The following is a 13,963-nucleotide window of genomic DNA, read 5'->3' on the forward strand; positions in this document are numbered from 1 at the left end:
AGCGTTCATCCTGAGCCAGGATCAAACTCTCCAATAAAGTGTTTGTCTAGCATCATAAATAAAAATTGACGTTTCACGTTGTTTGTTTCGTTCAGTTTTCAAAGAACTTGTTCGTCGCTCAATCGGCGACTTCCTTATGTTAACATCTCATTCATTCGATGTCAACTAAGTTTTTTATTTCGCTTTCTGCTCTCTCGCATCAGCGACTCCTAGAATATTACACCCTTTTATATTAAACGTCAATATGTTTTTCTAATAAAATATAAAAAGGCTCATTTTCTATCAATAAGCCTTTTGTTTATCCCCATTCTATATAAAGTGAAACTTCCATCAGTGGGGCTTTTTCATCCCCCACTGATGGTTAGTTGAACCAATCGGGCTTTTACGGGCAGTTATCCCCCACCTATCTTCTTCAATTCTCTCTCAATCTTGAGGTGGGGGTCTTACTGCCCGTTAATGCGGGATAAATCCATTTTAACTTTCCGACATATAAGTCGCTACTATACACGACCAGATGCTCTCGTCCTCCTAAAAAGAAAGAGGTTTTCAAATTATGAAATAACAACGAATAAACTGGATCACACATTTATTATAAAAAACTTAAGATTTTCTAGAGATACAAAAAGGACTAGGCATCCCCTCCTAGTCCTTTCAAAAACCCCTTTATTTACGAACAAAAATGAAATAGAGTACAAACAAAACTGCCATGACATACATAATCGGATGAATTTCTTTTCTTCGTCCTTTCACAACCATTGTAATTGGATAGAAAATAAATCCAATCGCAATCCCTGTTGCGATACTGTATGTGAGCGGCATTGCAATAATTGTGAAAAATGCCGGTACTGCCGTTTCGAATTTCTTCCAATCAATTTCCCCTAATGATGAAGCCATCAAAACCCCGACAATAATTAAAGCTGGTGCTGTTACGGATGGTGTTACTACACTTAATAATGGTGAAAAGAAAAGTGCTAATAAGAAAAACCCTCCTGTTACAACTGCTGTAAATCCAGAGCGTCCTCCTACAGCTACCCCTGCAGAGGATTCAATATAAGACGTCGTTGTCGATGTACCAAGTATTGCTCCGATTACAGTTGCAAACGCATCAGAGAACAATGCTTTCCTCGCACGCGGTAATTTATTATTTTTCATTAAACCTGCTTGATTGGCAACTGCTACAAGCGTCCCTGCTGTATCAAAGAAATCGATAAAAAAGAAAGTTAATATAACAACGAGCATCTTAGCAGTGAAAATATCTCCAAGATGTTGAAGAGCAACTCCAAATGTCGGTGTTAGGCTTGGAACTGCACCAACAATCGCCTTTGGTGTATCAATTAACCCTGTTGCTACACCAACAATTGCTGTAAGTACCATTCCAAAGAATACCGCACCATTAACGTTTCTTGTCATTAAAATAACGATTACAACTACACCAAAAATCGCAAGTAATGTCGGTCCTTTCGTTAAGTCCCCTAGTCCAACAAGCACAGCATCATTATTTACAATAATTCCTGCATTTTGAAAACCAAGAAATGCGATGAACAACCCAATTCCAGCTGCTACCGCAAACTTTAATTCTGTCGGAATTGCGTTAATGATCTTTTCACGAAGACCAGAAGCTGTAAGGAAAATAAACATAATACCTGATACTAATGTCCCTGCAATCGCCGTTTGCCACGGAATCCCCATTGTTAATACAGCTGTGTAAGCAAAGAAAGCATTAATCCCCATTCCCGGCGCAAGTGCGATTGGATACTTTGCAAAAATCCCCATAATGAGTGATCCAATTGCCGCTGCTAAAGCTGTAGCAACAAACACTGCTCCAGAATCCATTCCGGTTCCTGCTGGCAATCCCTTAACATGTCCTAGCGACAATGTAGCGGGATTAACAAACAATACATATGCCATAGACAAAAATGTGGTTAATCCTGCTATGAACTCTGTTTTATAATTTGTGCCGAGCTCATCGAACTGAAAATAACGTTTCATTCTATGTTTCCCCCGTTATGTAATTGCTCGTCGCGCTCCTTACTAGCCCCTCTTTTATCTATAAAAATAAAAAAGGCTTCCAATGTATTATACATGGAAGCGTCTGTAAACAAAGGCAAGTTCCCCTTACCCTTATATTAAAACGCCTCGTAGTCAAGCCATTTACGGTAGCAAGGTAGAAACTTTCGGGCCATATCCCCGATATTATACGACGGCTAAAATATTCACTTTTATTATTGATTACATATTCATACTAACTCATATACAGATAAGTGTCAATTCAAAAACGAACGTTTTTTAATTAAACTTATTTTTTGTTCGTATAAAAACAAAAAATGATCCATCTACACATAAAAGTATAGATGGATCGTCTTCTATATCATGAAATTCAATTTATCCTGCTATTCGCGGACAGTAAATCCCCCACTAATGGAAGTTTCACTTTATTCCCACTCAATTGTTGCTGGTGGCTTAGAAGTAATGTCATACACAATGCGGTTAACGTGTTTTACTTCGTTTACAATACGTACAGAGATTTTCTCTAATACGTCCCAAGGGATACGCGCCCAGTCTGCTGTCATACCATCAATAGATGTTACAGCGCGAATACCTACTGTGTAATCATACGTACGCTCGTCACCCATAACACCTACGCTGCGCATACCAGGAAGTGCAGTAAAGTATTGCCAAACTTCACGGTCTAAACCAGCTTTTTTAATCTCTTCACGTAAAATCGCATCAGATTCACGAACGATTTCTAATTTTTCTTCTGTAATTTCACCTAACACACGAATACCAAGTCCTGGACCTGGGAATGGTTGACGCCATACGATTTCGTCTGGAATTCCTAATTCAGACCCTAACTCACGTACTTCATCTTTAAATAATGTATTTAATGGTTCAATTAACTTGAATTGCATATCTTCTGGAAGTCCACCAACGTTATGGTGAGATTTAATTGTTTGCGCAGTCGCTGTACCACTTTCAATAATATCTGTGTACAGTGTACCTTGTGCCAAGAAGTCCATTCCTTCTAATCTAGAAGCTTCGTCATCGAATACATAAATAAATTCGTTACCGATAATTTTACGTTTTTGTTCTGGATCTTCAACACCTGCTAATTTGCTCATGAAGCGTTCTTTTGCATCCACTTTAATAACGTTCATGTGGAAGCCTTCACTAAATGTTTTCATAACCCCTTCAGCTTCTCCTTTACGAAGTAAGCCGTGGTCAACGAAAATACATGTTAATTGGTCACCGATTGCTTTATGAATTAATACCGCTACAACAGAAGAGTCTACGCCGCCGCTAAGTGCACATAGTACTTTCTTGTCGCCAACTGTTTCACGAATCTTTTCTAATTCTACTTCAATGAAGTTCTCCATGTTCCAGCCTTCAGTACAACCACAAACACCGAATACAAAGTTCTTAATTAAATCGTTACCGTGCTCAGAGTGACGCACTTCCGGGTGGAATTGCACACCATATAAGTTTTGTGCTTCATTGCTCATACCAGCAATTGGACAAGAGTCACTTGTTGAATCTACTACGAAACCTTCTGGTAAACCTGTTACTAAGTCACCATGACTCATCCAAACAACTTGTTCTTCTGGAAGGTTTGTATATAATTTCGATTGATTCTCTACTTTCAATACTGCTTTTCCGTACTCACGATGGTCTGCACGTTCTACTTTTCCACCAAAGTGCTTTGTCATTAACTGCATGCCGTAGCAAATACCGAAGATCGGTAAGCCTAAATCAAAGATTTTTTCATCACAGTGGAATGCACTTTCACCATATACACTGTTCGGTCCACCAGAGAAGATAATTCCTTTTGGATTCATCGCTTTAATTTCTTCTGCTGTAATTGTATGTGGATGAAGTTCACTATACACGCCAAATTCACGAATGCGACGCGCAATTAACTGATTGTACTGACTTCCAAAATCTAAAACGATAATCGTATCGTGTTGTTTCTTCAAAATAATCACCCCATAGTTCTGTATATAAACATTTTCACCAATTTGGTAAAAACAATTACCAATATAATAAAAAAAGCCAGTCCCCTGCCCTCAGTCTCATAACAAAGAAAAGGCAGGAGTCTAGCTTTATAAAGGAATTCGTTCCTTATAAATATAGACACACTGCCTTCATAGTCAGGTTGTTTACGGTAACCCGGTAGAGACTCTCAATCCGTATTATTGAGGATATATGAAGGAACGTTTAATATTATCTTTCTAGATTCTAACAATGAAACGTGAATACGGTCAAGGAGAAAGCGACAAAATTCTACAGAAATTATTCCCTATATAGTGAAACTTCCTTCATTTATTTGTTCAGAACCCTGTGATTACATTACAATCCATAACCCGCACCGTGTAATTGGTCTCTTACAAGGTCATAAAACTTCATGCTATATTCATTAAGTTCATGATAAGCAAACCTTAAAAGCACCAAAAAAAGACTACCTCCTTTCATTAGGAAGTAGTCTTTTTACTAACTATTTATACATGGAACAGCTTCTCATAATGAGGGCTTATTACATCATGCCGCCCATACCGCCCATGCCCATGCCGCCCATGTCAGGCATTCCAGCAGAACCAGCTGGTTCTGGTTTGTCAGCAACAACTGCTTCAGTTGTTAAGAACATTGCCGCAACAGATGCTGCGTTTTGAAGAGCAGAACGAGTTACTTTTGTTGGATCTACGATACCAGACTCAAGCATATTTACCCATTCGCCTGTTGCTGCGTTGAAACCAACGCCAACTTTTTCGCCTTTTAAGCGCTCTACAACTACAGAGCCTTCTAAACCAGCGTTCACTGCGATTTGACGAACTGGCTCTTCTAACGCACGAAGTACGATGTTAATACCTGTTGCTTCGTCGCCTTCAGCTGCAAGACTAGCTACTTTCGTATATACGTTCATAAGTGCAGTACCACCACCAGCTACAATACCTTCTTCTACTGCTGCACGAGTTGAATTAAGTGCATCTTCAATGCGAAGTTTGCGCTCTTTCAATTCAGTTTCAGTTGCCGCACCTACTTTAATTACAGCTACGCCACCTGCTAATTTAGCAAGACGTTCTTGTAATTTTTCACGATCGAATTCAGAAGTTGTTTCTTCTAATTGTGCACGGATTTGACCGATGCGAGCTTCGATTTGTTCTGTGTTTCCTACACCTTCAACAATTGTTGTATTTTCTTTCGTTACAACAATTTTGCTAGCACGGCCTAGAGATGCAATAGTTGCAGATTTTAAGTCACGGCCTAACTCTTCTGTAATTACTTCGCCGCCAGTTAAGATTGCGATATCTTCTAACATCGCTTTACGACGATCACCGAAGCCAGGAGCTTTAACAGCAACTACGTTGAACGTACCACGAAGTTTATTTACTACTAATGTAGCTAACGCTTCGCCTTCTACGTCTTCAGAGATGATAAGAAGTGGTTTACCTTGTTGTACCACTTGCTCTAATACTGGTAAGATTTCTTGAATACTAGAAACCTTTTTATCTGTAATTAAGATAAATGGATTATCAAGAACAGCTTCCATTTTATCAGAATCAGTAATCATGTAAGGAGAAGCATATCCACGGTCGAACTGCATACCTTCTACTACATCTAATTCTGTTGTGAATCCTTTAGATTCTTCTAATGTAATAACGCCGTCGTTACCAACGCGCTCCATTGCTTCTGCAATTAATTGTCCTACCTCTTCGTCAGCAGCAGAAATAGCAGCTACTTGTGCAATAGAAGATTTACCTTCGATTGGTTTAGAAATCGTTTTTAATTCTTCAATTGCTGCTACAACAGCTTTTTCAATACCTTTACGAAGACCCATTGGGTTCGCACCAGCTGTTACGTTCTTTAAACCTTCACGAATCATTGCTTGCGCTAATACAGTTGCAGTTGTCGTTCCATCACCAGCTACATCGTTTGTTTTGCTAGCAACTTCTGCAACTAGTTTTGCACCCATATTTTCAAATGCATCTTCTAATTCAATTTCTTTTGCAATTGTTACACCGTCATTTGTAATAAGCGGAGAACCGAATTTTTTCTCAAGTACAACGTTGCGACCTTTTGGTCCAAGTGTAACTTTTACTGCGTTTGCAAGAGTGTCGACACCGCGAAGCATCGAACGACGTGCTTCTTCACTAAATTTAATATCTTTTGCCATAATATTTGACCCCCTTGAATTTTTAAAGATTTATATAATTAACCGATAATTGCTAAAATGTCGCTTTCACGTAAAATTAAGTATTCTGTACCTTCGTATTTCACTTCAGTACCTGCATATTTTGAGAAGATGATACGATCTCCTGTAGCTACATCTAAAGCAACACGCTCACCATTTTCAAGCACACGACCAGTACCAACTGCCACTACTTTACCTTCTTGTGGTTTTTCTTTTGCAGTGTCTGGTAGTACGATACCACTTGCTGTTTTTTCTTCTGCCTGAACAAGTTCAATTATAACGCGATCACCTAATGGCTTTAGCATGAACAACAACCTCCTCAATTTATTATGTATATTTTATGTTTATTAGCACTCTAACACATCGAGTGCTAACACACTTATTATAATAAAGAATCTCATTTTCTTTTGCAAGTGAAAAAATCGTAATTTTTCGGAAAACTATTTCTTCCCCTCTCCGGCTTGTTCAAAATTGATTATGCTTTGCTTGATCGATTCACTTTTAGATTCCATCGTTTTTTCATCTTCTCCTATGTTACAATAAGAAAGATGCCATAATTTATTTTCTCTATGGATAGAGCATTTTCCTTTTTCTTTACAAAAAATTCAAAAAGGAGTTACGAAATTGAAGAGACAATATTGGTGGGTTATTGTTACATATATTTTGATGCAATTATCAGGTATCATTGGTGGGTGGATTCTATTAAAAAGCGGAGTATACAATAATGGCCACCGAACCTTTGAAGAAAAAGTTCAACTGGCAACTGCACATTGGGGACTGATTAGCTTCTTTATCGCTCTTATCATTATCCTTATGTTACTACGTAATGATACACAATCAGAAAAATGGGAGCGTGGAAAAACAACTATCCCTGCTACAATAGGGTGGATTATTTTAGGGGTTTTTCTTGCTTTATTTGCTCAAGTCATTGCCGGCACAATTGAAACACAAGTTTTTAAAATTAAAGCTGAATCTGAAAATACACAAAACATTATCGAAATTATAAGAGCTGCTCCATTATTTATGATTGTTTCATCTATATTTGCTCCTATTCTTGAAGAAATTGTATTTAGAAAAATTCTATTTGGAACACTATATAAACGATATAACTTCTTTATCGCAGCAATTGTAAGTTCACTTATATTTGCTCTCATTCATTTTGACCCTACACATTTATTAGTGTATATTTCCATGGGGCTTGTTTTTTCATTTTTATACGTACGAACAAAACGAATTATTGTACCAATCATGGCTCATGTTATGATGAATACAAATGTTATGTTAATTACATTTGTACTTCATCCCTATCTAGAAAAAGCTGAAAAATTGCAAGGATTCATCGGAGGATTTTAAACATGCGAAATTCACCATTTGTTATGGCAACTTTGTATTTTCTTCTAGGGTGTATTTTTACATACTTAGCAATTACAAGTGTTCGGGATACAATTTGGAACTTTTACACAATATTGCTTGCTATAATGGCAACAGTTGATTTTAATTTTGCACTTCGCCTTCTTTTTTCTAAACCGAAAAAAGATAGTAAGAAGAAATAATAAAAACGCAGGAAATTCCTGCGTTTTTATTGTGGATAATTTTTCAAAAAGTACACGAGCGTTTGTAGTTCTACTGCTAAATCAATATGATGAATTCGAATATGTTCTGATATATTTAACCTAGCAGGTGTAAAGTTTAAAATACCTTGTATGCTCGTATGCGGTAAGCGATCTGCTACAGCTTGTGCAACAGAAGCAGGCACTGTTAATATTGCCACTTTTATATCATCTGATAGTCTCTCTTCTAATTCATCCAAATGATATACTGGAATCCCGCCGATTTCTTTTCCAACTTTCTCTTCATCAACGTCAAATGCCATCTCAATTTTTGTATTATTATTTTTCGTAAAATTGTAATGTAAGAAAGCTGTACCTAAATTACCTACCCCAATTAATGCTACGCGTGTTATATCATCTTGATCAAGTGTTTCGCGGAAAAACGACAATAAATAATTTACATTATAGCCGTATCCCTTTTTCCCTAATGCCCCAAAGTATGAAAAATCTCGTCGAATTGTCGCTGAATCCACTTTCACCGCTTCACTTAATTCTGCAGATGATACGCGTTGCTTACCAGATAGCGATAGGTTTTGGATAAATCGATAGTATAGAGGCAATCTTTTGGCAGTCGCCTGCGGAATTTTAGGCTGCTCCATGCAACCCCCTCCTCTCTTCCTATCTGTTCAAGTGATTGAAACATGTACGGAAGTTTAGCATTGATAGTTTTCCTTGTATAATAGAGAGAGAATTTCTCTATGTATGTTCAACTATACACTATTTTTAGTATGATTGAGAAATATAATCATGGCAAAGTTAAGAAAATATTTGAGGTGAAAACATTGATTTTACTACAAGTGAATAACCTTTCCAAGTTGTTCGCCGCTGAAGTGATTCTTTCAAACATTAAGTTAGAAGTACAGACGCGTGATCGCATTGCACTTGTCGGACGTAATGGCGCTGGAAAGTCTACATTATTAAAAATTATTGCCGGAGAACTATCCCATGACGGCGGCGAAATTATAAAACCGAAAGATGTCTCTATTGGTTACTTAGCGCAGCACACCGGCCTTGAAACATCGTTAACGATTTGGGATGAAATGCTAACAGTATTTCTCCACTTAGAGCGCATGGAGAAAGAACTCCGCAGACTAGAACAAGAAATGGGAAAAGAAGAAAATTTCACAAATGAAACCGTTTATGAAAAATTGTTAGCAGAGTATGATCGTCTACAATTAGAGTATAAAAATGAAGGCGGCTATCAATACGAAGCTGATATTCGCTCTGTTTTAAGTGGACTTGGGTTTCCTCCTGAAACACACGGAACGACAATCTCCGCATTGAGCGGTGGACAAAAAACTCGTTTAGCCCTTGGTAAGCTATTATTAACAAAACCAGATTTACTTATTCTAGATGAGCCAACCAACCATTTAGATATCGAGACATTAACATGGCTTGAGCAATATTTACAAGGTTATCCTGGTGCCATTTTAATCGTTTCACACGATCGGTACTTCCTAGATAGACTTGTAACGCAAGTATATGAAATCTCTAATAAACAAAGCCGAAAGTATACAGGAAACTACAGTAAATACTTAGAACTTAAAGCAGCACTATATGAACAAGAGATAAAACGTTACGAGAAACAGCAAGACGAAGTAGCAAAGTTACAAGACTTTATCCAAAAAAATATTGCTCGTGCTTCTACAACAAAACGGGCGCAAAGTCGCCGAAAGCAATTAGATCGTATGGAACTTATAGAAAAACCAATCGGTGATACAAAATCCGCTTCTTTCCACTTTGATATCGATAAACAAAGCGGTAATGATGTATTACAGGTAAAAAATGTTACAATTGGTTATAATAACAAACCAATTATTCAAAACATTCGTTTCCAACTAACAAGAGGTGATAGCGTTGCACTTGTCGGTCCAAACGGAATCGGAAAATCCACTTTATTAAAATCTCTTGTGGATAAACTTCGTCCTTTGAACGGCAATATTTCGTTTGGTTCCAATGTTTCTATCGGATATTATGACCAAGAACAAGCAAACTTAACATCATCAAAACGTGTATTAAATGAACTTTGGGATGATTACCCGATGCAACCGGAAAAAGAAATTCGCACGGTACTTGGGAACTTTTTATTTTCTGGTGACGACGTTCTAAAACCCGTTTCTTCTTTAAGCGGTGGACAAAAAGCACGTTTAGCTCTTGCAAAACTTATGATGCAAAAATCAAATGTACTTATTTTAGACGAGCCGACCAACCATTTAGATTTAAGCAGCAAAGAAATTTTAGAAAATGCGCTCATTGATTTTCCAGGAACTATTTTATTTGTTTCCCATGACCGCTATTTCATTAATCGCATTGCCACAAAAGTGATTGAGTTATCCACAGACGGAGCAGAGGAATACCTCGGTGATTACGATTATTATGTAGAAAAGAAAAATGAAATGCTAGAACGCGCCGAACTCGAAGAACAAGAAACAAATACACCTGTACAAAAGCAAGTGGCACAAGAAAAATTAAGTTATATTGAAGAAAAAGAACGTAAAAAGCAAGAACGCCAACGTATGCGTAGAATTGAGGAACTAGAAGAAAATATCGCGACAATTGAAGAACAAATCATGGCATTAGAAGAACAACTTTGTCTTCCAGAAGTATATGCTGATTATGAAAGAGCTAGTGATATTACAGCAGAAAAACAAACACTTCAAGAACAATTGGAAGCATGTATGGAAGAATGGGAAGAATTACAACTGTAAAAAGGTCAGTGGTTACACTGACCTTTTTATTTATCCACAATACTATTCACATATTTACCTTTGTATTTTCAAGACAAACAAAGGTTTTCCACATTATCCACAAGAACGATAATATTTATCCACATTTTATACTCACAAAAAACCTAAATTATCAACAGATAATGTAGGTTTTATCCACATGTTGTGGTTAATTCTGTGTATAAAATTACATCTTTTATACAAAAAAATTTCTCCATCCACAACTAATTGTTCACTTTTATCCCGCTATTTGTGGGCAGTAATACTCCCACCTCAAAATTCAGCGAAAGCATTGTCCAGCTCTAGCGGCTAGAATCTCCGGTCGTTTCGCCCCCTCGGACGAGGCAGAAAGCGCCTCTCTGTCGGGTGCTCCAACGTCCTGCGATTCTGAGCGAGCCGCTTCCGCCTTTCTTAAGAAGTTAGGTGGGAGATAAACTGCCCGTAAAAGCCCGATTGGTGAGGGCTGATAATCAGTGGGGGATGAAGAAAACCCCCACTGATTAAAGTTTCACTTTATGTCCTCTTACATTATGATTCAATATCCAAACCAGGATTTGCATTTAACGCTAACGTTGCTCTCTTTCCTTGCTCATATGCAATCGTACCGGCTGCAGCAATCATGGCAGCATTATCTGTACATAAAGCTAACGGTGGAATGATAAGTTCAACATTTTCTTTCTTTTCAAACTCTTCCTCTAAACGAGCCCGTAATCCTTTATTAGCTGCTACTCCGCCAGCAAGAAGCACTTGTTTTACACCATACTCTTCTGTTGCTCTTATTGTTTTTGTTACTAATACATCAATTACACTTGCCTGGAAGCTTGCAGCTAAATCTTCAGGTGCTATTTCTTCTCCACGCTGTTTTGCGTTATGCACAGTGTTAATAACTGCAGATTTTAATCCACTGAAACTAAAATCATAAGAATCGGGCTCCAGCCATGCACGAGGCAAATCAATTGTCGGCTCTCCTTCATGTGCAAGACGATCAATATGAGGTCCACCCGGATACGGCAATGATAACGTACGCGCTACTTTGTCGTAAGCTTCTCCTGCAGCATCATCTCGCGTTTCTCCAATTACTTCAAATGAACCATGCTCTTTCATATAAACAAGCTCTGTATGTCCACCAGATACAACGAGAGACAATAATGGAAACTGCAGTTCTTGTACTAAGCGATTCGCATAAATATGTCCTGCGATATGATGCACGCCAACTAAAGGAATATTATGCGCAAAAGCTACTGCTTTTGCTGCATTCACACCGATTAATAACGCCCCAACAAGGCCTGGTCCTTCCGTAACTGCAATTGCATCAATATCCTCAAACGTAATTTGCGCTTCTTTTAATGCTTCTTCTAACACAACCGTTATTTGTTCTACGTGATGACGAGATGCAATTTCTGGAACAACCCCGCCAAAACGTTTATGGCTTTCAATTTGTGAAGCTACAATGTTCGCTAAAATTTCTCGTCCATTTTTCACAACTGCTACAGCCGTTTCATCACAACTTGTTTCAATACCAAGAATAATTGTATCTTTTTTCATCATAAGTTCACCCACATTACAAGACCATCTTCATAATTGTCTGTATAGTATCTTTTACGAATTCCACCATTTTGAAAACCAAATTTTCGATATAATTTTTTTGCAACTTCATTTGAAACACGAACTTCAAGTGTCATCGTACTTCCCCCAAGAGCTCTTGCCTTGTTCATTACTTCTTGTAATAACGCTTCTCCAAGCCTTTGACCGCGGTATTGTGGTAATATCGCAATGTTCGTAATATGTGATTCATCAAGAATAACCCAAAGCCCGCAATAACCTAGAATTCCATCCTCTGTTTCCAGTACAACGTAATGCGCATACTCATTCATGTTTAATTCTCGTTCAAATGCTTCAGCAGTCCAAGGTGTCGCAAATGAAGTTTCTTCAATCGCAACAATTTGTGGAATATCCTCTTCCTTCATATTTCTAAATGTAATATTCATTTATAAGACTCCTACTTATTTTGACTTTCTAGCCATTTTGCCTCTGCTTCTGCCAAACGAAGGTAACTCGGAACAAATGTATGCACAGGTTGTTCTTCTTTCTGTAAACCTAAGAAAGCTAATTCACTTGGACGTGGATTATGTTTCGTCATCGGAGCAAATACAGCTTGATCTCCTAAATGTTCTACAATTGTATCTTTATGCTGTTCTACATCATTTCCAATAAATAAAACAGATTGCCCCATCTCTTTTAACATTTGCAGCCAATCAGCAATGAGAACAATACGATCTTCTTTCACAGCTTGTAATGCTTGTTCTCTATATGTATATAATCCTGTATATATTTGCTGACGACGGCCATCAAATAATGGGCAAATGTATCCTGGGAAATTGATTCCGTTTGCTGCTAGTACTTCTAAGCTCGATACACCGACAATTGGAATTTGCAGTGACCAAGCCAATGTTTTCGCTATTGTCACACCAATACGAACACCTGTATAAGAACCCGGACCAGCTGCTACAACGATTTTATTTAATTGTTTTGGTTTCACATTGCATTCTTTTAAAAGCTGCTCTACTGCAGGCATCAAACGCACAGAGTGGTTTTTTGTTAAATTTGTAATGATCTCTCCTACAACAGTATTTCCATCAATAAGAGCAACTCCCATTACATAGTTAGAAGTATCAATTGCTAGTACTTTCATTTTGTAATAGCTCCTCACATAATCTAATATAACGTTCTCCGCTCGGCTCTAATACAATTTTCCTTGTACTATCTCCCTCGTGGAATAAACTAATTTTTAAAAGTGAAGATGGTAAAAAAGCCTCTATTAAATGTGCCCACTCCACCACTGTTACACCTTCACCATAAAAATATTCATCAAAGCCTAAATCTTCTTCGCTCTCTGCTAGGCGGTATACATCCATATGATACAGCGGTAATCGTCCTTTGTATTCCTTAATAATATTGAACGTTGGGCTATTCACAACACGTTTTACACCAAGACCTTTTGCAAGTCCTTTTGTAAATGTTGTCTTACCTGCACCTAAGTCTCCTTCTAAAATTAAAACATCCTGCGCCTCAACTAATTGGCCAAGCTTTTCTGATAAATTTTGTGTTTCTTCTGAAGACATTGTTGTTATTTCATATTTATTCAAAGGTTTCACCTACCTTACTGTTAGTATTCTCTGCTTTTTATTATACAGATTTTTTATTTTTGTTTCAGTTTTGATTATATAAAAAAGACCTTAGGAGTTGTCCTAAGGATAAGATTGACTGTCTTATAAGTTTAATTAGAGTAAATAAAAAAACACGAAACATATTGTTTCGTTCTTTATTTTATATAAATGGCGGTCCCGACCGGGGTCGAACCGGCGATCTCCTGCGTGACAGGCAGGCATGTTAACCACTACACCACGGGACCATTTGGTTGCGGGGACAGGATTTGAACCTGC

Annotated in this window: 12 protein-coding genes, 1 tRNA gene and 2 riboswitches; of the genes, 3 read left to right on the forward strand and 10 right to left on the reverse strand. The window is 37.7% G+C overall.

Features of this window, described 5'->3' with window-relative positions:
• Nucleotides 1–663: 663 nt before the first annotated feature.
• From MR076_RS25130 to groES, 4 genes are all read right to left on the reverse strand, one after another.
• Entirely contained in the window at nt 664–1,989 is a 1,326-nt protein-coding gene (locus tag MR076_RS25130) for an NCS2 family permease (protein WP_242225275.1), read from the reverse strand.
• 130 nt (nt 1,990–2,119) lie between these two features.
• Nucleotides 2,120–2,222: riboswitch (purine riboswitch) on the reverse strand.
• A gap of 210 nt (nt 2,223–2,432) precedes the next feature.
• Nucleotides 2,433–3,971, reverse strand: a complete 1,539-nt coding sequence (guaA, locus tag MR076_RS25135; protein ID WP_277928613.1) for a glutamine-hydrolyzing GMP synthase — start codon at nt 3,969–3,971, stop codon at nt 2,433–2,435.
• Between the two features lie 151 nt (nt 3,972–4,122).
• Nucleotides 4,123–4,224, reverse strand: a riboswitch (purine riboswitch).
• Between the two features lie 304 nt (nt 4,225–4,528).
• The gene (groL, locus tag MR076_RS25140; RefSeq protein ID WP_242225276.1) at nt 4,529–6,166 is read right to left on the reverse strand and encodes a chaperonin GroEL; all 1,638 of its coding nucleotides are present in this window, start codon (nt 6,164–6,166) and stop codon (nt 4,529–4,531) included.
• A 38-nt stretch (nt 6,167–6,204) separates the two neighbouring features.
• Nucleotides 6,205–6,489 carry a co-chaperone GroES gene (gene groES / locus MR076_RS25145; protein ID WP_020063193.1) on the reverse strand — a complete coding sequence of 95 codons (285 nt, stop codon included), beginning with the start codon at nt 6,487–6,489 and terminating at the stop codon, nt 6,205–6,207.
• A 319-nt stretch (nt 6,490–6,808) separates the two neighbouring features.
• On the opposite strand from groES, the gene MR076_RS25150 reads away from it, so the two are divergent.
• Together MR076_RS25150 and MR076_RS25155 are read left to right on the forward strand one after the other, a co-directional pair.
• A complete protein-coding gene (locus tag MR076_RS25150) occupies nt 6,809–7,537 on the forward strand; it encodes a CPBP family intramembrane glutamic endopeptidase (RefSeq protein ID WP_242225277.1) in 729 nt (242 codons plus the stop codon).
• Between the two features lie 2 nt (nt 7,538–7,539).
• Entirely contained in the window at nt 7,540–7,737 is a 198-nt protein-coding gene (locus MR076_RS25155) for a YdiK family protein (protein ID WP_242225278.1), read from the forward strand.
• Nucleotides 7,738–7,763: 26 nt separating this feature from the next.
• Here MR076_RS25155 and MR076_RS25160 read toward each other — a convergent pair whose 3' ends face one another.
• Complete coding sequence (locus MR076_RS25160) at nt 7,764–8,393, reverse strand: redox-sensing transcriptional repressor Rex (protein ID WP_242225279.1); 630 nt, start codon at nt 8,391–8,393, stop codon at nt 7,764–7,766.
• A 183-nt stretch (nt 8,394–8,576) separates the two neighbouring features.
• On the opposite strand from MR076_RS25160, the gene MR076_RS25165 reads away from it, so the two are divergent.
• A complete protein-coding gene (locus MR076_RS25165) occupies nt 8,577–10,502 on the forward strand; it encodes an ABC transporter ATP-binding protein (protein ID WP_242225285.1) in 1,926 nt (641 codons plus the stop codon).
• 546 nt (nt 10,503–11,048) lie between these two features.
• On the opposite strand, the gene tsaD is transcribed toward MR076_RS25165, so the two are convergent.
• The 5 genes from tsaD to MR076_RS25190 form a co-directional block, all read right to left on the reverse strand.
• Nucleotides 11,049–12,065 carry a tRNA (adenosine(37)-N6)-threonylcarbamoyltransferase complex transferase subunit TsaD gene (tsaD, locus tag MR076_RS25170; RefSeq protein ID WP_242225280.1) on the reverse strand — a complete coding sequence of 339 codons (1,017 nt, stop codon included), beginning with the start codon at nt 12,063–12,065 and terminating at the stop codon, nt 11,049–11,051.
• Nucleotides 12,065–12,508, reverse strand: coding sequence for a ribosomal protein S18-alanine N-acetyltransferase (rimI, locus tag MR076_RS25175; protein ID WP_242225281.1), 444 nt, complete (start codon nt 12,506–12,508; stop codon nt 12,065–12,067). Before rimI ends, tsaD begins: the two co-directional genes overlap by 1 nt.
• A gap of 11 nt (nt 12,509–12,519) precedes the next feature.
• Nucleotides 12,520–13,212, reverse strand: coding sequence for a tRNA (adenosine(37)-N6)-threonylcarbamoyltransferase complex dimerization subunit type 1 TsaB (gene tsaB / locus MR076_RS25180; RefSeq protein WP_242225282.1), 693 nt, complete (start codon nt 13,210–13,212; stop codon nt 12,520–12,522).
• On the reverse strand, nt 13,193–13,666 hold the full coding sequence (gene tsaE / locus MR076_RS25185; RefSeq protein ID WP_242225283.1) for a tRNA (adenosine(37)-N6)-threonylcarbamoyltransferase complex ATPase subunit type 1 TsaE: 474 nt from the start codon (nt 13,664–13,666) through the stop codon (nt 13,193–13,195). Before tsaE ends, tsaB begins: the two co-directional genes overlap by 20 nt.
• A gap of 190 nt (nt 13,667–13,856) precedes the next feature.
• Nucleotides 13,857–13,932 (reverse strand) — tRNA-Asp (locus MR076_RS25190).
• Nucleotides 13,933–13,963 lie beyond the last annotated feature (31 nt).

Source organism: Bacillus cereus group sp. BfR-BA-01380, from assembly GCF_022663535.1.
In the GTDB taxonomy this organism is placed as follows: Bacteria; Bacillota; Bacilli; order Bacillales; family Bacillaceae_G; genus Bacillus_A; species Bacillus_A cereus_BB.